This is a genomic window from Serratia liquefaciens ATCC 27592, assembly GCF_000422085.1.
Classification (GTDB): Bacteria; Pseudomonadota; Gammaproteobacteria; order Enterobacterales; family Enterobacteriaceae; genus Serratia; species Serratia liquefaciens.
Map to the genome: position 1 here is coordinate 4,089,866 of NC_021741.1, position 19,420 is coordinate 4,109,285.

A 19,420-nucleotide genomic window follows, 5' to 3' on the forward strand; every position below is an offset into this window, starting at 1 on the left:
TTTTTTATGGTCGTTATTTGCTGTCGCAATTTTTGCTGCGGTCGAAAACGAGTTTACCGTCCGGCACCAGCGCCTTTTCAGTCTGCCCTTCTTCCATTGACGGCTGAACACTGAAGTGGCCATTCAACGTCAGGAAGACCGGTTCACCCGGCGTTTTATAGGCTTTGGCATACCCTTGTTCCAACGCAATGGTATTGTCTACCGGGAACGTCTTGCCCGTGGCGCAGTCTTTAAACACCGCCGCATCCGCCATGTAGGTGTAGCTGCCTTTCAGCGCCATCGGCGTTTTAGGCAAGGCTTTCTCTACCGGATCCAGACGATAATTCAATTTGGACTCGATAATCGCACCGCTTTGATCCAGCATTTCCAGGCTCTTGCCTGCGGGCCGGAAATAGCGTTTGTCGCCACGGCTGTCCGTCAGCACCAGCTTATCGGCGGTTCGTGCCCACTTACCGTAGTCGGCGAAAGTCTGGTCGCCGTCTTTGGTATCACGATAGGTTTCCTGCAGCACGAAAGTGCCGTCTTCATCCAGGAACAGCGAAGTATCCAGGCCGCCGCAGTCTGCACAAGGCAACACGCCCTGATAACTTTGCTGCATTGCCTGAAGAGGCTGTTCCTTTGGCTGATATTGATTATTACATCCCAATAATGAGAGTGCCCCTGCCGCTAAAAACAGGGCTATTGTTATTTTCTTCACAGCTCTTCTCCTACTGTGTCCATGTATCCTTAAGTGCGGATTTTGCCGCGCAGCGCTTTCGTTGCGCCTTTACGTACTTTGCCTTCCAGCCGACGTAATTTAGCCCCTTTCGTGGGCTTGGTCGCTCTGCGCGCTTTTTCCACCACCATCGCCTGCTGAATCAGCGCCACCAATCTGGCCAACGCCGCCTCACGGTTTAATTCCTGGCTACGATATTCCTGCGCTTTAATAATCACCACCCCATCGGCGGTAATTAAATGATTATTCAGGGCCAGCAGCCTTTCCTTATAATACTCTGGCAGGCTGGATGCCCGGATGTCAAAGCGCAAATGGATGGCCGTTGAGGCTTTGTTCACGTGCTGGCCACCCGCACCCTGCGCGCGGATCGCCGTCAATTCCAGCTCGTTATCCGGTATGACAACGCTTCTCGACAGTTCCAGCACCGATCACACCTGCGCCTGTTGCCATTCGGCAAACTGGATTTCCAGACTATTCTGAGCATCAGAAAGCCAGATAGTTCCCTCTTGCAGCGTGGCCTGCAGCGTCATATTACGGCTGGCCAAGGCCGCCAGCTTGCTTAATTGTTCATCATCCAGGAAACGGATGCTTAGGTTTTTGTGGTTTGCCACTTTGCTCTGCATCGATTGCCACCATACGTGGCCTGCACGCTCCCCGTAGGCGTAAAGCACCACTCGCGGAGACTGATTACAGGCTTTCTTGATGCGCTTCTCATCAGGCAGACCCATTTCGATCCACATTTCCAGCCCGTTATGGTCATTACGCTGCCAGATTTCCGGTTCATCTTCAGCACTCAGGCCTTTGGTGAATACCAGGCGCTCGTCGGCGTGGCAAATCCAGGCCAGCAGGCGCAGCATCATGCGCTGTTCGGTTTCGGAAGGGTGTTGGGCCAGGGTAAGCGTGGCGTCGTGGTAGAAATGACGATCCATATCAGCGATATTGACCGTGGCTTTATAAATGGTAGCTTTCAGCGCCATGGGTGACCTCATAATTATCAGGCGACAGTGTACTTGATTTGGCCCAACCGCTGCCAGGCAAAGCGCAGTGCGAAAGCCGCGCGCAGGTGCTAATAACTCCAGAATAGCTGTGCTATAGTCGTCTAGGATAGAGTCAAGCTCCGAGAGCCTGCGCCTCATCGCTAAAGGGTTTCGATGACGCAGAGGTTCTTAAGGGAGGAAACTGTGCAACAATACTGTGAGTTAGTACGCCGTTTTTACGCCGAGATCGGCAGTGGTGATCGCGGCTACGTGCCTGATGCGTTAGCATGTGTATTAAAGGCATTGGACGAAGTTGCTGCGGATAACGCGCTACCGTCCTCCGTTAGGGAACAGGCGGCTTTTGCTGCCGCTAACTTATTGGTGAGCGACTATGTTGATGAATGATGAGTACCAATCCATCAATTGCGATGACTATGAAAGCCTGGAACTCGCCTGTCAGCATAACTACATACTGAAGCTGGAGTTACGCGACGGAGATAAACTCGAAGGCAAAGCCACCGAGCTGAAATTTACCAAAGGCGTTGAGTACCTGATTATCGATCAGGCCGGCAATGCTCTCAGCTTGCGTCTGGATCACATCCTCAGTTTCAGTCATCCGGAAATCGGTACCGTGGTCGTCAGCCTGTCTGACTGATTTTTCGGTAACGCCATCCCAACAGGGCAGCCCAACGGCTGCCCTCGTCATTTAGAGCTTCAGGCTGGTTAGGGTTTAAGACTGGCATAGTAAGCAGCCAGATCGGCAATATCGTCATCGGACAGCGCTGAAACATAGGCTTTCATCACCTCTGCCTGGCCACCGTTACGTTCGCCTTTCTTATAAGCCTGCAGCGCATGCTCCAGGTACATGGCGTTTTGCCCAGCCAGATTAGGATACATTGGCACCGAGACCTTCCCTTCAGCACCGTGGCATGCCATGCAACTGGCAGATTTGTCTTTGCCTGCCGCCGCATCCCCCGCCGCCATAGCCGGCAAACTGCACAAACCAACCAACACCGCTATTGCGCTCACAAATTTCATCATTGCTCCTTACGCTCTTATTATTTTTTACGCCACTGCAGCCGCAGGGGTTGCTGCCCCTCGGCGGGTTGTCCGGCCTCGCTGACAAAAACGCCCAGCGCAGCGATAAGTTGGTCATCATAATAGATCAAAGGAGTACGCTCACGCTGCCACGGTGGAATACCCAACTCTTGCCACAGTTTTTTGATCGGCCGGGAATGCGTGCGCCCCAGGATGCGGAGCTTGCCCTGAGCGCTAAAGCGAACGCTCACTTTTTGCAGTGGCTGCGGAGCGCGCAGGACAATATCGCCCTCCCCACTCACCAGCTCACCCAGGCCATCCGGCAACATCAGCGGCTCTGTCAACGACCACTCCAGGCAGGTTTGACGCAGATCGGCCATCAATGGCAACAGGTATAGGCGCCGACGGAAACGGCGGATCTGATATTGCCCCAGCTGTAGCTGAGGTTCGGCATCTTCACGGCTGAGCGCCACTTCGTGCCACAGACGCTGCAACTGTTCGCGTGAGGGCATGCTTGCGCCACGTGCTGCGATCCAACGGCGTAACAAAGCAAAACGTCGGGCCGGCGAGCATCCCAACAAACCGTCAATCGCCAGCGCATTTTCTTCATCGAGCAGCGAGTGCAACTGCTCTGCCAGCAGCTCATCCAACAGTTGCTCTTGCTCAGCACACAGGCTGGCACTACGCGCCGTCGCGGCGGCAAAATGCGGCCAGCGCTGATTCAACAGTGGCAATACCTGCAGGCGTAGAAAGTTGCGATCGAAGCGCGAGTCCTGGTTACTGTCATCTTCAATCCAACTGAGCTGATGCTGCTGGGCATAGGCTTCCAACTGCTGCCGGGAACTGCCCAGCAATGGACGTAACAAGCCGTTATTTCCCAATGAGGTTTGCGCAGCCATTGCCGACAGGCCCGCCGGGCCGCTGCCGCGCTTTAACGCCAAAAGAAAGGTTTCACATTGATCGTCAAGGTGTTGCGCGGTGAGCAAGGTTTCATCCGCGGCCAGCGTGGCAGCAAAAGCGGAATAGCGCGCCGCCCGGGCCGCGGCTTCAATGCCGTCCTGACGGCCGTCGACCTGCACATATTGCACCACCAATGGCAGTTGCCAGGCGGCACATTGTTGGCGACAGTGTTCCACCCACCGATCGGCAAAAGAACTCAGGCCGTGGTGCACGTGCACCGCGCGTAGCTGCAACTCCGGCAGTTGTTGACGCAACTGCACCAGCAAGTGCAGCAGTACGCTGGAATCCAGCCCGCCGCTGAATGCCACCAGCAAGTGCCGGCGCGCTCCCAGCTGACGGGCAAGCTGTCCAGATAATTGATTGCTATTCATTGATTAGGCTTAATAACGTCCAGATAGCTGCACGTTACCCCCCGCCATACCATCAATCAAGCATTAACCGCACGCAGGTGGCGGCCGGTCAGCAACCACCACATGGCCAACACCGCAATCACTGCGGCAGTACAACCCAATGCCCACCAGCCGATTTGTGAGAACAGGTGCGCGTAGGCCTGTGCGCTCGCTCCGGTTGCCGGATCTTCCGCTGTTTGCCCCGCGATAATGCCCGCCAGATAATTTGCTATCGAGCCGGTGGTCAGCATGTAGATCCCCGTCAGTACCCCGGTAGCACCTGGGATATTCAGCCGGGTGATTTGCGCCATGGCGACCGGGTCGATGAACAATTCGGCCAGCCCCATCACGGAAAGCCCGGCGATCATCAGGAACATCGATCCCTGACCGTAGCGGGCATTCAGCGCCATCAGGGTGAAACCGACGCCTATCAGCAGCAAGCCAAAGGCGAATTTCCCCCAAATGCGCAGCGTACGGCTACCGCTGCCGTTGCCTCGTACAAGCCAGGCCAACATCACACCGCCAAACATCACGGCAAAGGCATTCACTGACTGGAACAATGCCGTCGGCACCGTCCAGGAAAACCACTGGCGATCGACATAGTGATCGATAAACAGGCTGATGGAACTACCGCCCTGCTGAGCGAAAGCCCAAAACAAAGTGCCCAGCAGCATCAGCATAACGATCTGCCACAGTCCACGGCGTTGATCCCTCGTAGCCCGGATCATAATCCGCGCCACCATCACCACCGCAGCGGCACACACCAGCATCAGTAATTGCCCCGCCAGACCGTAAATAAACAGCGAGGTAAAGAACAACGGGGCCAACAACAGCATGGCGCTTAGCCACACCCAGTTCGGTACCTTCAGGGTGTTGGCGCACATCTGCGCACGATCCACCCCGCGTGTGTGGGTGAAATGACGGCTGCCAAACAGGAAGATGGCCAGCCCTGCCAGCATGCCGATCCCCGCCAGCGCAAAACCGACGTGCCAGCCATAACGCTCTGCCGCCAGCCCACAAGCGATGGGTGCCAGAATCGACCCCACGTTGCCGGCGGCATACAGCAGTGAAAAGCCCCCTTCACGGCGCGAGTCTTGCGGTTGGTATAACTCGCCCAGCAGGCAGCTGATATTGGATTTGAACAGGCCGTAGCCGCAGATGATGATCGCCAGGGCCAGATAGAGTGAATGTGTCGAGACGGCGCTCAGACCGAGGACAATGTGGCCCAGCGTCATCAGTACCGCCCCGGCGATTACCGCAACGCGGTTGCCCAGCAGGCGATCGGCAAGCAGGCCGCCCAGGATCGGCGTGACGTAAACCAGAGAGGCATAGGCGCTATAAAGGCTGATAGCGCGGCTATCGGTATAACCAAGTTGATGAGTAAGATAGAGAATAAGTAATGCACGCATGCCGTAAAAGCTGAAATATTCCCAAATTTGTATGGCTACGACATAGTAGATTGCGCGCGGCTGTGAGGGTGTTTTCATGGTTTTCTCCCATCAGTCGGTGAACGACAAAAGGGAGGCGTAAACGCCTCCCCGTTATTTCAGTTATTTATCGTTTTTCAACACCTTCACGGTGTAACGTCCATCCGCCTGACGGTAAGCGCCGTGGATATCAGTTTCGAAGCCCGGATAATGCGCGCCGATTTCGCACAGCATTTGCAGGAACTCCAGTACCGGACGGCTTTCCTCGGTGAGCATTTCACCTGGCATCACCAGTGGAACACCTGGAGGATATGGCAGGATCATGTTGGCATTCACCTTGCCGACCATGTCTTCCAAATAAACCTCTTCCACTTCACCGTGCAGCTCTTTCTGGAACGCATTGAACGGGTTCATGACCAGAGTTGGCAGCACTTCAAATGCGCGGTACATCAGATCCGGCAGGTTGTGCTCAACCACCAGGTTGTGAATGTTCTGCGCCAGATCCTGAATGCGCATGTTTTCATAAAACTCAGGCGCCTCTTTGTACAGTGACGGCAGCATGTTTTTCACCCGCAGGTTCAGGTCGAACGAACGTTTGAAATCAGTCAGGCCGCGCAGCAGGCTGAGGGCTTTGGTTTTGTCGATACCGATGCTGAACAGGAACAGCAGGTTATATGGGCCGGTTTTCTCAACGATGATACCGTGCTCGTCCAGGTATTTAGCAACCAGGCTGGCCGGGATACCAAACTCCTGCATTTCACCCTCTTTACTCATCCCTGGGGTCAGGAGAGTGACTTTGATCGGGTCGAGATACATATGTTCATCGTCGATATTTTTGAAGCCGTGCCAGGCGTTGTCAGACTTCAGCGGCCAGCATTCAGCCTGATCGATGTGTTCTGGCTGCCAGACGTCAAAGAACCAACCTTCGGACTCAACGTTCAGCTGTTTGATTTCTTTACGGAACTTGATAGCACGTTCAATAGAGTCGTTAATCAAACGCTTACCGGCATTGCCTTTCATCATCGCCGCGGCAGTTTCGGTAGACGCCACGATACCGTAGTGCGGTGAAGTGGTGGTTTGCATCATGTAGGCTTCGTTGAAGGTTTCTTCGTTGATATCGCCTTTCACGTGGATCATCGAAGCCTGCGAGAACGCCGCCAGCAGTTTATGGGTGGATTGGGTTTCATAAATCACCTTCCCTTCCACACGGCCGCCGCTCATGCCGCATTTGCCTTTGTAGATCGGGTGGAAATTGGTGTAAGGCACCCAGGCGGAGTCAAAGTGAATAGATTTCACATCCAGCGCGTTCTTAATATGATCGGTGTTGTACAGCAGACCGTCATAGGTAGAGTTGGTGATTACCGCATGCACTGGCCAGGTCGCGTTTGGTGTTTCTTTAACACGTTTGGCGATGGTGTCACGGGCAAACTCACTCTGCGGGATACCACCGAGAATGCCGTAAGCATTACGGGTTGGGCGGAAATAGATTGGCGTAATGTCGCTCATCATCATCAGATGGGTCAGCGATTTGTGGCAGTTACGGTCAATCAATACCGTGCTGCCGGCCGGTGCGGAGTACATGCCGACAATTTTGTTGGCGGTAGAAGTGCCGTTAGTCACCATATAGCTGCGTTCAGCGTTGAATACGCGAGCAATATACTCTTCAGCTTCTTTGTGCGGACCGGTGTGGTCCAGCAGTGAGCCCAGCTCGGAAACCGAAATAGAAATGTCAGACTTCATGGCGTTGGCGCCAAAGAAATCGTAGAACAGGCTACCGACCGGGCTTTTCTGGAAGGCGGTGCCCCCCATGTGGCCTGGAGTACAGAAGGTGTATTTGCCTTCACGCACATATTTGAACAGCGCTTTGGTCAGCGGTGGCAGGATGGTATCGATGTACTCATCGGTGTTTTGTTTGATCTTGGCAGCGATATCGGTAGCCGCACCCAGCGCATATTCAAAGAAACGCACCTGCATGCGCAGATCGTTCAGGCTGACATCCAGGGTTGAATGCGTATTGGCAAATGCATACAGCGGCATATATTCATTCAACTGGCTGATTTCTTCACACAACTCGAGGTTGTATTTATCCCAGTCGAAAATCACCCCGCACAAGCGCGCATTATTCTCGATCAGCTTTAACAGGTCTTCGCGATCGTTAGGATAGACAACGCGGAAGTCCAGGCTTTCCAATGCTTTGTGCAGTTCGCGGATAGGCTCTTCTTTAAAGTAGACACCCATGTGGTTCATGATAGCTATAACGTTCATAATCATTTCTCCAGGTAAAGCGAGCCCCTTGCCATCACGAGTGACAATTACTGCAAGGGGCTAAATTAAGAAGTGGGTCAGTACGTGCTTAGTGCGCTTTGGCCGTCGTATTGCCGTCGAGGGCTACACCGTTGGCTTTGGCGGTCTGACGGGTATTCATTTTGCGGGCGTAGAACATCAGGATGATCAGGCTGATGATGAAGGTACCGGACAGTTCGAACGAGTCGGCCCCCATCAGTGCGATGAAGCAGAAGCCACAACCCAGCACCGAGGCAATCAGGCTCAGCAGGTTACGGATATTGACACCTTCGAAGCGGATCAGATCTACGCAGGAGTAGAAGTAAGGCAGCATGGTCAGCAGTACCGCGATACCGGTCAACATGCCGAACAGGTCGGAAGCTTTACCGCCGCCGGAGCTCATGGCCGTAATCAGCACCATCAGCGCAGTCATTTTGCAGCTTGCCAGCAGCAGGCCTTTTTTCGGCACGCCGTTTTTATCGACTTCACCGTAAACTTTCGGGAAGTTACCGTCGTTGGCGGCACGTACCCCGGCTTGACCAACCAGCATCATCCAGGAACCAAGTGAAGTGAGGCAGGCAAAGGCGGTGAAGGCAGAAACCATTGGCGCAGCCCAGCCACCCATGATTGTAGAGGCGCTGATAGCGAACGGTGCACCGGAAGCAGCCATCTCAGACGCAGGATACATACCGCTGATGACCTGAGTTGCTGCAACGTAGATGATCCCAGCCAGCGCAGTCCCCAGCATGGTTGCCAGCGGTACGGTACGTTTCGGGTTTTTCACCATGCCGGTGCTTACTGCGGCAGATTCCACGCCGATAAACGCCCACAGGCACAGCAGGATACTTTTGATTACGGCATGGAAATCAGTGGTACCGGAAGTATTCCAGTTAGCCTGATAGGTTGCAGCGTCGAACCAATGCCAGCCTGCAGTCGCAGTCACAATCACCGGGATCAGCACCAATACCAGGCCCATGGTCGTCAAACGACTGACCCATGAACCGCCCAGCAGGTTAATAAAGGTAAACACCCAAACAATAGCAATACAGGCAATACCAGCCGGTACCGGATTATTCAGTGCAGGGAAGAAGGTAGAAAGATAAGAAACCGCGGTAATGCCGATGGCCAAATTACCGATCCAGTTCGCATGGTAATAAAGCACACCGGTTTGGAAACCAAACGCCGGGGAAATTTCACCCGCGTAGGCAATGGGACCGCCCTGTTGAGGATTTTTGGTGGCCAGGCGAGCATATACATAGGCCAGCGACATCGCACCAATAATGGATATTACCCATCCCCAAATAGCGATAGATCCGAGACTTGCCAGGTTCGCGGGTAATAAGGCAATACCGCTCCCCATCATATTACCGGCAACAACACCGGTGCAGGCAATAAGCCCGATTTTCTTGGATGAAGCCATGGTCAGTTTCTCCTGATTTTGATTTCTTATAAGTCCAGGTCGTTATGCAGTTTTGCTAATGACCGGACTTGATGGTCAGGATGCTAAAGAATGGCGTCAGTAAAGTCCTAAAGATAAAGTGATATTACGGTCATGATCATACAAATGATAACTTGAGGTTTTCCATTAACAAATAAAGAGCTAAACACGGCATCAAGAAAAGATAAATATCATTAAAAAACAGTATGATAAGCGTGTTATTTTTCACCTACAAACGTGAACAACAGAGAATAAATCACCAACCGATACATTTATTTAATTTAACAAAATCGGCACAATAAATAACACCGCCACTCAAGATATTGAGTCAGCGGTGTTATCGAAGGTTATTCGCCTTGAGTATAGTTATTGAGATAGGGAACGACGGCGTTAATTGAGGTGTGAAATACGGCATTACTGATCCAATGCAGCGTATTTTCTCCAGGACGAAGATTAAAGGCGGTGATATAGGAATCAGCTGCCAGATGGTTATAACCCTGCATTTCATAAACCTTACCCAGCAATACATAATTCATCCAGGACATCTGTAATTCAATGCCCTTGTCAATTGCCTGGTGGGCCTCATCGGTATTCCCCTGCCCCAGCGCTTGTATCGTATGAATTTGCTGAATAATCGGGCTGTCTTTTAACGTCGGCAGCGTATTCAAACGAGCGATTTCAGCCTGCAATTGCGCCAATTGTACGCCGTCAAAGGGTTGATAAGAGTTACGCAATAAATCGGCCAGCGCTTTTTCTGCAGAGAGATAAATAAAATTCGGCGTAATTTTTATCATATCCGCCAGCATATTACTCGCATGGGTCAGTGAGTCGTTATCCCCCTGAATCAAGAGCTGGTGCGCCTGATAATACTGTTGCAATGCCGGGCCGGAATTCGGTAAAAGCTGGGTCAGGCGCTGCTGCAACTGCGGCGGCCAGGGCTGCTTAAGAGCAGTAGACAGACTGCTGAGGAAATCTTCCTGAATTTTTAGCTGGTTGTCATCGGTCACGAAGTAACGCTTATCCAACATGATCGAACTGTCCGCGTTGTTCACCAGACGCACCGACAGGAAACACTGCTGAGCGCGATAATGGCGCTGATTGACGAACTCAATGGTCAGAGACTTACCCGAACTGCTGGGTCCGGTGTAGTTGTAATTGGTCTGATCATGCACCAGGAAGGTCGAGTAAGTATTCAGCGAGTCCGTCACCACTTCACTCAGGCCAACTACATAAGAGAGCTGCGGCGTCCAGTTGCTGCAACTGTTACCGCCCTGAATACGGATGTCGATATCACGCGGGTTCATCAGCACCGGCATGGTGGATTCCGGTATGCGCTGCGACAAGGTCGCGATGGCAACAAACACCACACAGGCGCTCAACGCAGCAAGAAATGCCAGCCATACCCAGAATGTTGATTGGCGATAAAAAGGGGTGGTTGAGGTGACCGACGGCGTTTTTGTCTTGGTTGGTTTGGGCGGCTCATAGGCTACCTCGTCTTCTTCGCTGCCGTCGCTGCCATCTTCCGGCTCATGCATGATCACCGCAACCTGCGGCACCGCAGGCGTTGCCACATCGTCCCCTTCACACCACATGACCGGTGCAGCCAGCTTATAGCCGCGTTTGGGTACGGTGATAATGTATTCCGGGCTATTGGTGTCGCCGTCTTTCAGGTATTTGCGCAGCTCGGAAATACTCTGGGTCACCACATGATTGGTGACGATGTTGCGTTTCCATACATTATCGATCAGCTCATCTCGGCTCAGCACCACATCCGGATGCCGGGCGAAATATTGCAGCATATCGATCAGGCGAGGCTCCAACGTCTGTTGGCGCCCGTCACGGCTTATTTTGTTGTCTGCGGGAGTAACTAACCATTCTCCAACGCGAAAAACAGGCTCTTGCATAGTGAACATAACTCAAAAGGGGCGTGCGGCAAGCGCGGGATGATAGCATATGCGGGTGCCGCCTGCGCCGCCTGGTCCCGATTAAGCATTCATAGCTCATATAATTCTAGAGGTAACCCATCCGGATCGCTGAAAAAAGTGAAACGTGACTGGGTGTATGGATCGATACGCACCGGTTCGCAAACCACCCCGGCATTCTGCAAATGCTGGATGGCCTGCTCGATGTCGTCGACGCTGAAAGCTAAATGACGCAAGCCGCAGGCTTCCGGGCGACTGACGCGGGCCGGCGGTGACGGGAAGGAAAACAGTTCGATGGTGTATTGACCGTTGAGCGCCAAATCCGCTTTCCATGAATCGCGCTCCGCACGGTAAAACTCGCCTAATAGGGTGAACCCCAGAATATCGCAGTAAAAATGCTTACTGGCTGCATAATCTGAGCCTATAACTGCGATGTGGTGTACCTGACGTAATGCCAACATTGTGATGCCTCATTGTCTGTCTGATGAGGCAAGGTATCCGGCAGCGGCGGTATCGTCAACGGCAAAAAGCCCCGTTGGATAAGACGGGGCTGTTATTGAGCTATCGGCAATGCAATAGGTCGATCAGGCTTTAAGATCCGCCAATGCCGCACCGTAGTTAATGTGCAGCACCTGCCCATCCACCACCAACGCAGGGACGCTCTGCACCCCGGCTTTTTCCGCATCGGCGATACGCGCCGGCGTTTCGCCCAGATGAACCACGTCCACCTGCACATCCTGGCTCAGCAGGCCCAACAACTGCTGCTCTGCGCTCACGCAAACCGGGCAACCGGCATGATAGAAAACGGCCTTAGTCATGATAATTCTCCTTGGTTCTGACTGTTGTGGGTGAACTGTGCACCCATTTAGTTTCGATTCGAAACCAACAGCACAATAAATCCTCCACCATGCCTTGTCAATATAGTTTTTAATCGATACTATTTTTCCACACTAGCGAGGATCCCATGTTGACACTGTTTGATTTACTGGAACGACTAAATAGCCTGCAACGTAGCTGGCTGCGGAGTCATGAAGAGTTGGAAAGCCTGCCGCCGGTGCAGCTGAGCGCCTTGTATTACCTGGCACGCTGCAACCATTACTCCAATACGCCGATGGCGGTGGCGGAATATCTCGGCCTGACCAAGGGTACGGTGTCGCAATCGCTGAAAAAGTTGGAAAGTAACGGGATGATCGCCCGTACGGCAGACGAGAAGGACCGTCGCAGCGTCAGGTTAAAGCTGACCGACAAATCGCGCTTGTTGATGGATGCCCTATTCCCGCCGGCCTATTTACAGCAAGCGCAGGATGCCATGCAGCAGGACGGCGGACAGTTGCTGGAATTGCTGACGCAGTTGCTGCGTCAGTTGCAAAAACAGGATGATAATGTGGCCCTGTTCGGCGAATGTCATCAATGCCGCTATCACCAGCGGCATGACGGGCAGCCATTTTGCGGCCTGACGCAGGAACCGCTGCCGACCAGCAGCGTGAACCTGATCTGCCGTGAGTTTGCTTAAGGCTGCGGTGCTTTGAGTACTTTCACCAGATAACGCCCGTCTTCGGTCAGCTTCGCGCCGTGGATATCGGTTTCAAACCCCGGATAGCGCTCGCCGATAGAACACAACATCAGCAAGAAATCGAGCACTGCTCGGCTCTCTTCGGTGATCATCTCCCCCGGCATCACCAGCGGAACCCCTGGCGGATAAGGCAGGATCATGTTCGCCGCGACTTTGCCGACCAGTTGATCCAACTCGCAGGTTTCCACGTTGCCACGCACCTGCTGCTGGAACATTTGGTGTGGCGTCAGCTTCATTTCTGGCAACACATCAAAAGCCCGCTGCATCAAACCCGGCAGATCGTGCCGACAGATCAAGCTATGGATCCCGGCGGCCAGATCCTGAATACGCATATTACGGTAGAAATCCGGATCCTCGGCAAACAGGTCCGGCAGCATGTTCTTCACTCGCAGATTGAGATCGTAGGCGCGTTTAAAGTCGGTCAGGCCACGCAGCAGGCTCATCGCCTTGGTCTTATCAATGCCGATACTGAACAGGAACAGCAGATTATAAGGGCCGGTTTTCTCCACCACGATACCGCGTTCGTCCAGGTATTTCGCTACCAGCGCTGCCGGTATGCCGCTCTCTTCCAGCGCGCCAAGCTCATTCATCCCCGGCGTCAGGATGGTGACCTTGATAGGATCGAGATACATGTGATCGCGGTCGGTATTGCCAAAGCCGTGCCAGTTGTCATCCGGGTTTAGCGGCCAGCACTGCGCCTCGTCAATCTCTTCCGGCTGCCAGATATCGAAGAACCAGCTATCGCTTTCTTCCCGCAAACGCTGCACCTCACGACGGAAATGCAGCGCACGCTCCACCGAGCGGTTAATCAACCGTCGCCCCGGATTACCACGCAGCATCGCCGCCGCGGTCTCCATCGACGCCACGATGCCGTAATTCGGCGAAGTGGTGGTGTGCATCATATAGGCCTCGTTAAAGGTACTTTCGTCATAGTCACCCTTAATGTGGATCATCGAGGCCTGTGAAAACGCCGCCAGCAGTTTATGGGTCGACTGGGTTTCGTAGATCACTTTACCGGGTATACGTTCACCGCTCATGCCGCTCTTGCCGTCATAAATCGGATGGAAATTGGTATAGGGCACCCAGGCGGAATCAAAATGAATTGATGGGACGTCCAGCGTCTGCTTGATGTAGTCGGTGTTATACAGCAGGCCATCGTAGGTCGAGTTAGTGATCACCGCATGGACTGGCCAACTGGCGTTGGCCGTGTCAGCCACCCGAGCGGCAATGCTGTCATGGGTGAATTCACGCTGTGGGATCCCGCCAAGAATCCCGTAGGCATTGCGCAGCGGGCGCAAATAAATCGGCACGATATCGCTCATCATCAGCAGATGGCACAGGGACTTATGGCAGTTGCGGTCGATCAATACCGTGCTGCCAGTCGGTGCCGAATACATGCCGACAATTTTATTGGCGGTAGAGGTGCCGTTGGTCACCAGATAACTTTGCTCGGCGTTAAAGGTGCGCGCAATATACTCTTCGGCCTCCAGGTGAGGGCCAGTGTGATCCAGCAGCGAGCCCAGCTCGGTGACCGAAATCGACACGTCGGCTTTCAGAGTATTGGCACCGAAAAAATCGTAAAACAGGCAACCGACCGGGCTCTTCTGAAAGGCGGTACCGGCCATGTGGCCGGGAGTACAGAAGGTGTATTTCCCTTCATGCACGTAATTGAACAGTGCCTTGGTCAGCGGCGGTGTAATAGTATCGATGTATTCAGCGGTATATTGCTGGATGCGCTGCGCAATATCATCTGCCGCATTCAGGCCGTACTCGAAGAAATACAGCACCATACGCATTTCATGCAGGCTAACGTCAAAGGTGGAATGCGTGTTGATAAACGCATACAGCGGCAGATACTCGTTGAGCTCGTTGATCTCGCTGCACAATTCCAGGCTGTAGTCATCCCAGTCGAAAATCACGCCGCAAATGCGTGCGTTAGCTTCGATCAGCTTCAACAAATCGCCGCTGTTTTTGGGATACACCAGTTGGAAGTTCATCGCAGCCAGTGCGGTGTGAAGCTCGCGGATCGGCTCGTCTTTGTAATAAACGCCCGCTGGGCTCATGATCGCGATGATGTTCATCGGCTGCTCCTGTCAGTTAACCACCAAACCTCTATAACAACATGAAAATACTGCGGTGTGTAGACAAAAAAAACCGCCCGAAGGCGGTTTCTTGCAACGCGTGACAACACTCAGCAATAGCCGTAGTTCATCAGGCGCTGGTAGCGGCGGTTAAGCAGCTCTTCGGTGTTCAGGCCGTCGAGATCTTTCAGATCGGCCAGCAGCTGCGCTTTCAGCGCTTCCGCCATCGCCGGCACGTCGCGGTGAGCAGAGCCCAGCGGTTCCGGGATCACCGAGTCGATCAGCTTCAGCTCTTTCAGGCGCGGTGCGGTAATGCCCATGGCTTCTGCGGCAATCGGCGCTTTGTCGGCGCTTTTCCACAGAATGGAAGCACAACCTTCCGGTGAGATCACCGAATAGGTGCTGTACTGCAGCATGTTCACTTTGTCGCCCACGCCAATGGCCAATGCGCCACCGGAACCGCCTTCGCCGATCACCGTACAGATCACCGGAATTTTCAGGCGAGACATTTCACGCAGGTTATGGGCAATCGCTTCTGACTGGCCACGCTCTTCCGCGCCCACGCCCGGGTAGGCCCCAGGGGTGTCGATGAAAGTGATCAGCGGCATCTTGAAGCGAGAAGCCATTTCCATCAGGCGCAGCGCTTTGCGATAGCCTTCTGGTGCCGGCATGCCGAAGTTACGGCGGATTTTCTCTTTGGTCTCGCGGCCTTTCTGATGCCCGATGATCATCACCGGACGGCCATCCAGGCGCGCAATGCCACCGACAATCGCTTTGTCATCGGCATAGGTGCGATCACCCGCCAGCTCTTCGAAGTCGGTAAAGATGTGTTTGATATAATCCAGGGTATAAGGACGGCGCGGGTGGCGTGCCAATTGGGCAACTTGCCAGGCCCCAAGATCGGAAAAAATCTTGCGCGTCAGCTCAACGCTCTTTTCACGAAGGCGCTGAACCTCTTCGTCCAGATTAATATCTAATTTTTCGTCTTGACGGCTGACTGCAGTCAGCGAGTCAATTTTCGCTTCCAGCTCTGCAATCGGCTGTTCAAAATCAAGAAAATTCAGACTCATAGCATTCCTATTTTAGTCAAATTCCAGTTCCACCTGCTCATTACCTACCAAAGTCCGCAAATCTATCAATAAGCGGTCGGTGGGCGTCACGCGCCAGGTTGCGCCAAAACGCAGCTTGGCCCGCGCATCTTCCCGTTGATAGTAAAGATGCACTGGAATCGTCCCCGAGCGATGGGGTTCCAAAGACTGACGGAGACGGTTCAAAAGCTGGTCATCAATTTGCCTGTCCGTCAGCGAGATAGCAAGTCCGCGAGCGTATTTTTCACGGGCTTCACTGATATCCATTAGCTCGCGGGCGGTCATTTTAAGCCCGCCGCTAAAGTCATCAAAGCTGACCTGTCCACTGGCGATCAGGATACGGTCTTTTTCCAATAAATGCTGGTATTTTTCTAACGCATCGGTGAATAACATCACCTCCAGACGGCCAGAGCGGTCATCCAGAGTACAGATCCCGATGCGGTTACCGCGCTTGGTGACCATAACCCGCGAGGCGATCACCAGCCCAACGGCGGTGGTCATTTTGCCCCGATCCGTCGGGTGCATATCTTTCAAACGCTGGCCACCGGCGTAGCGTTCGATCTCCTTCAGGTACTGGGTGATTGGGTGGCCGGTGAGGTACAACCCCAACGTTTCCCGTTCACCGTCCAGCACCACCTGCTCCTGCCAGCGGGGCACGTTGGCGTAGGATTGCTCCACTTGCTCCGGCGCTTCCGCCAGTACGCCAAACATGTCCACCTGGCCGATCGCTTCGGCTTTGGCATGCTGATCTGCCGCTTTTAACGCATCGGGCAAAGAGTTCATCAATGCGGCGCGGTGTGGCCCAAGGCGGTCGAACGCCCCGGACATGATCAGCTTTTCCAGAATGCGGCGGTTAATTTTTTTGATGTCAGAGCGCGCGCACAGATCGAACAGGTCTTTAAAGTAGCCCTGTTCACCGCTGTTACGCGCCTCCAGAATGGCTTCAATCGGCCCTTCCCCGACGCCTTTGATGGCGCCGATACCGTAAACGATCTCGCCTTCATCGTTAACGTGGAAATGGTACTGGCCGCTGTTGATGTCCGGCGGCAGGATTTTCAGCCCCATACGCCAGCACTCATCCACCAGCCCCACCACCTTATCGGTGTTGTCCATATCGGCGGTCATTACCGCCGCCATAAACTCGGCCGGGTAGTGTGCCTTCAGCCACAGCGTCTGGTAGGACACCAACGCATAGGCGGCGGAGTGGGACTTGTTGAAGCCATAACCGGCGAATTTCTCCACCAGATCGAAGATTTTTACCGACAGTTCGCCGTCGATGCCGCGTGCTTTTGCCCCATCCTCGAAACCGCCACGCTGCTTGGCCATTTCAACCGGGTTCTTTTTACCCATCGCACGGCGCAGCATGTCCGCGCCGCCCAGCGAATACCCGGCCAGTACCTGGGCAATCTGCATAACCTGTTCTTGATACAGGATAATGCCGTAGGTCGGCTCCAGCACCGGCTTGAGCGACTCATGCTGCCACTGGATATCCGGGTAGGAAATTTCTTCGCGGCCGTGCTTACGGTCGATAAAGTTGTCTACCATGCCTGACTGCAGAGGACCAGGGCGGAACAGCGCCACCAGTGCGATCATGTCTTCGAAACAGTCGGGCTTCAGACGTTTGATCAAATCCTTCATGCCGCGCGATTCAAGCTGGAAGACCGCGGTGGTCTCCGAACGCTGCAGCATGTCGAAGCTTTTTTTGTCTTCGAGCGGGATGGCGGCGATATCAATCGGCTCCAGCCCGGTTTTGGCGCGCCGGGCGTTAATCATTTCCAACGCCCAGTCGATGATGGTCAGGGTACGCAAGCCGAGGAAGTCGAACTTCACCAGCCCGGCGTATTCCACGTCGTTCTTGTCGAACTGGGTAACAGGATGCTGCCCCTCAGCGTCACAATACAACGGCGCGAAGTCGGTGATTTTGGTCGGCGCGATCACCACGCCCCCGGCGTGCTTACCGGCGTTACGTGTGACCCCTTCCAGCTTGCGCGCCATGTCGATCAGCGCTTTGACTTCCTCATCGGCCTCGTAAATTTCCGGCAGTTGGGGTTCGGCGGCAAAGGCTTTTTCCAGCGTCATGCCCGGATCGGGCGGCACCAGTTTGGAGATGCGGTCGACGAAGCCATAGGGGTGGCCCAGCACGCGACCCACGTCGCGAATAACCGCTTTCGCCGCCATGGTACCGAAGGTGATGATTTGCGATACCGCCTCACGGCCGTACATATCCGCCACGTGCTCAATCACCAGATCGCGTTTTTCCATGCAGAAATCGACGTCGAAGTCGGGCATCGAAACACGTTCCGGGTTAAGGAAGCGTTCAAACAGCAGGTCAAATTCCAACGGGTCAAGATCGGTGATTTTCAGTGCATAGGCTACTAAAGAACCGGCACCGGAACCACGCCCCGGGCCAACCGGCACGTTGTTATCCTTCGACCACTGGATGAACTCCATCACGATCAGGAAGTAACCCGGGAAACCCATCTGGTTGATCACGTTCAGTTCAATATCCAGACGTTCATCGTATTCAGGGCGGCGTTGAGCGCGCACCTCTGGGTCTGGGAACAGGAACTCCAGGCGATCTTCCAGCCCTTCCTTCGACTTGAGGATCAGGAAGTCCTCGGTGCTCATATCACCGGTCGGGAACTGCGGCAGGAAGTACTCGCCGAGGCGAATAGTCACGTTACAACGCTTGGCGATCTCTACGCTGTTGAGCAACGCTTCCGGGATGTCGGCAAACAGCTCGCACATCTCGTCTTCGTTACGCATGTATTGCTGCGCCGTATAGTTACGTGGGCGCTTGGGATCGTCCAGCGTGAAGCCGTCATGAATGGCGACGCGGATTTCGTGGGCGTCAAAGTCATCCTCGACCAGAAAGCGCACGTCGTTAGTGGCCACCACCGGCAATCCGCGTTCAGTGGCCAGCGCCACTGCGGCGTGCAGATAGTTTTCTTCGTCCGGCCGACCGGTACGGATCAGTTCGAGGTAATAGCTGTCAGGGAAGTATTGCTGATAGAACTCCAGGCACTGCTCCACCTGCGGCTGGTTGCCGCGCAGCAGAAACTTGCCGACGTCCCCCTGGCGCGCGCCAGAGAGCAAAATCAGCCCTTCACGGTGCTCAATCAACCAGTCCCGATCAATAGTCGGACCGGCGGCACCGTAACCACGCTGATAAGCGCGGGAAATCAGCAACGTCAGGTTTTGGTAACCTTCATTATTGGCGGCCAGCACGGTGAGCTGCGCCAGCTCATCGCCCAGCACTTCGCTTTGCACATGAAAATCCGCGCCGATGATCGGTTTGATCCCGGCGCCGTGCGCGCTGCCATAAAACTTCACCAGACCACACAGGTTGGTAAAGTCGGTAATTGCCAAAGCAGGCATGGCTAACGCGGCGGCTCTCTTCACCAACGGCCCAATCTTGGCCAATCCATCTATCATGGAGTAGTCGCTATGAACGCGCAGGTGAATAAAACGAGGTTCGGCCATATCCAGATACCTGAATCTAGGGGCTCAGCGGACTGAACCCGGGTTA

General features: G+C 54.1%; 17 protein-coding genes. 3 read left to right on the forward strand and 14 right to left on the reverse strand.

The genetic code is table 11. The features are described from left to right. Window positions 1-13: 13 nt before the first annotated feature. The 3 genes from nlpE to M495_RS19220 are packed head-to-tail and all read right to left on the reverse strand — an operon-like array spanning window position 14 to window position 1,692. Window positions 14-697: an envelope stress response activation lipoprotein NlpE gene (gene nlpE / locus M495_RS19210; protein WP_041414885.1), complete on the reverse strand. Its 684-nt coding sequence runs from the start codon at window positions 695-697 to the stop codon at window positions 14-16. A 29-nt stretch (window positions 698-726) separates the two neighbouring features. Beyond that, on the reverse strand, window positions 727-1,140 hold the full coding sequence (gene arfB / locus M495_RS19215; RefSeq protein ID WP_020828337.1) for an alternative ribosome rescue aminoacyl-tRNA hydrolase ArfB: 414 nt from the start codon (window positions 1,138-1,140) through the stop codon (window positions 727-729). 3 nt (window positions 1,141-1,143) lie between these two features. Beyond that, window positions 1,144-1,692, reverse strand: a complete 549-nt coding sequence (locus tag M495_RS19220) for a YaeQ family protein (RefSeq protein ID WP_020828338.1) — start codon at window positions 1,690-1,692, stop codon at window positions 1,144-1,146. A gap of 204 nt (window positions 1,693-1,896) precedes the next feature. Here M495_RS19220 and M495_RS19225 point away from each other — a divergent pair, with 204 nt between their 5' ends. Then, complete coding sequence (locus M495_RS19225) at window positions 1,897-2,097, forward strand: YaeP family protein (RefSeq protein WP_041415645.1); 201 nt, start codon at window positions 1,897-1,899, stop codon at window positions 2,095-2,097. Further along, window positions 2,090-2,347: a Rho-binding antiterminator gene (gene rof, locus M495_RS19230; protein WP_230090436.1), complete on the forward strand. Its 258-nt coding sequence runs from the start codon at window positions 2,090-2,092 to the stop codon at window positions 2,345-2,347. The genes M495_RS19225 and rof overlap by 8 nt, the downstream gene beginning before the upstream one ends. Window positions 2,348-2,415: 68 nt before the next feature. On the opposite strand, the gene M495_RS19235 is transcribed toward rof, so the two are convergent. The 8 genes from M495_RS19235 to M495_RS19270 all read right to left on the reverse strand — a co-directional run bounded on the left by M495_RS19235 (window position 2,416) and on the right by M495_RS19270 (window position 11,967). Continuing rightward, window positions 2,416-2,733, reverse strand: a complete 318-nt coding sequence (locus M495_RS19235; protein WP_162838000.1) for a c-type cytochrome — start codon at window positions 2,731-2,733, stop codon at window positions 2,416-2,418. Window positions 2,734-2,750: 17 nt separating this feature from the next. Continuing rightward, entirely contained in the window at window positions 2,751-4,061 is a 1,311-nt protein-coding gene (gene tilS, locus M495_RS19240; protein WP_020828342.1) for a tRNA lysidine(34) synthetase TilS, read from the reverse strand. Between the two features lie 56 nt (window positions 4,062-4,117). Further along, window positions 4,118-5,566 carry a dipeptide permease DtpD gene (gene dtpD, locus M495_RS19245; protein WP_020828343.1) on the reverse strand — a complete coding sequence of 483 codons (1,449 nt, stop codon included), beginning with the start codon at window positions 5,564-5,566 and terminating at the stop codon, window positions 4,118-4,120. Window positions 5,567-5,629: 63 nt separating this feature from the next. Further along, window positions 5,630-7,771, reverse strand: a complete 2,142-nt coding sequence (locus M495_RS19250; RefSeq protein ID WP_020828344.1) for a lysine decarboxylase CadA — start codon at window positions 7,769-7,771, stop codon at window positions 5,630-5,632. Between the two features lie 88 nt (window positions 7,772-7,859). Then, a complete protein-coding gene (gene cadB / locus M495_RS19255; protein ID WP_020828345.1) occupies window positions 7,860-9,209 on the reverse strand; it encodes a cadaverine/lysine antiporter in 1,350 nt (449 codons plus the stop codon). A 365-nt stretch (window positions 9,210-9,574) separates the two neighbouring features. Next, window positions 9,575-11,131 (reverse strand): lysine decarboxylation/transport transcriptional activator CadC, encoded by a 1,557-nt coding sequence (gene cadC, locus M495_RS19260; protein ID WP_041414889.1) that lies wholly within the window; start codon window positions 11,129-11,131, stop codon window positions 9,575-9,577. A gap of 89 nt (window positions 11,132-11,220) precedes the next feature. Continuing rightward, window positions 11,221-11,610: a VOC family protein gene (locus M495_RS19265; protein WP_020828347.1), complete on the reverse strand. Its 390-nt coding sequence runs from the start codon at window positions 11,608-11,610 to the stop codon at window positions 11,221-11,223. 123 nt (window positions 11,611-11,733) lie between these two features. After that, a complete protein-coding gene (locus M495_RS19270) occupies window positions 11,734-11,967 on the reverse strand; it encodes a glutaredoxin family protein (protein WP_020828348.1) in 234 nt (77 codons plus the stop codon). A 149-nt stretch (window positions 11,968-12,116) separates the two neighbouring features. On the opposite strand from M495_RS19270, the gene M495_RS19275 reads away from it, so the two are divergent. Further along, on the forward strand, window positions 12,117-12,662 hold the full coding sequence (locus M495_RS19275; protein WP_081667737.1) for a MarR family winged helix-turn-helix transcriptional regulator: 546 nt from the start codon (window positions 12,117-12,119) through the stop codon (window positions 12,660-12,662). Here M495_RS19275 and M495_RS19280 read toward each other — a convergent pair. The 3 genes from M495_RS19280 to dnaE all read right to left on the reverse strand — a co-directional run bounded on the left by M495_RS19280 (window position 12,659) and on the right by dnaE (window position 19,374). Beyond that, entirely contained in the window at window positions 12,659-14,803 is a 2,145-nt protein-coding gene (locus M495_RS19280; protein ID WP_020828350.1) for a lysine decarboxylase LdcC, read from the reverse strand. The two genes, M495_RS19275 and M495_RS19280, sit on opposite strands and share 4 nt — an antisense overlap. A gap of 110 nt (window positions 14,804-14,913) precedes the next feature. After that, complete coding sequence (gene accA, locus M495_RS19285; RefSeq protein ID WP_020828351.1) at window positions 14,914-15,873, reverse strand: acetyl-CoA carboxylase carboxyl transferase subunit alpha; 960 nt, start codon at window positions 15,871-15,873, stop codon at window positions 14,914-14,916. 12 nt (window positions 15,874-15,885) lie between these two features. Continuing rightward, a complete protein-coding gene (gene dnaE, locus M495_RS19290; RefSeq protein ID WP_020828352.1) occupies window positions 15,886-19,374 on the reverse strand; it encodes a DNA polymerase III subunit alpha in 3,489 nt (1,162 codons plus the stop codon). Between the last annotated feature and the right edge of the window lie 46 nt (window positions 19,375-19,420).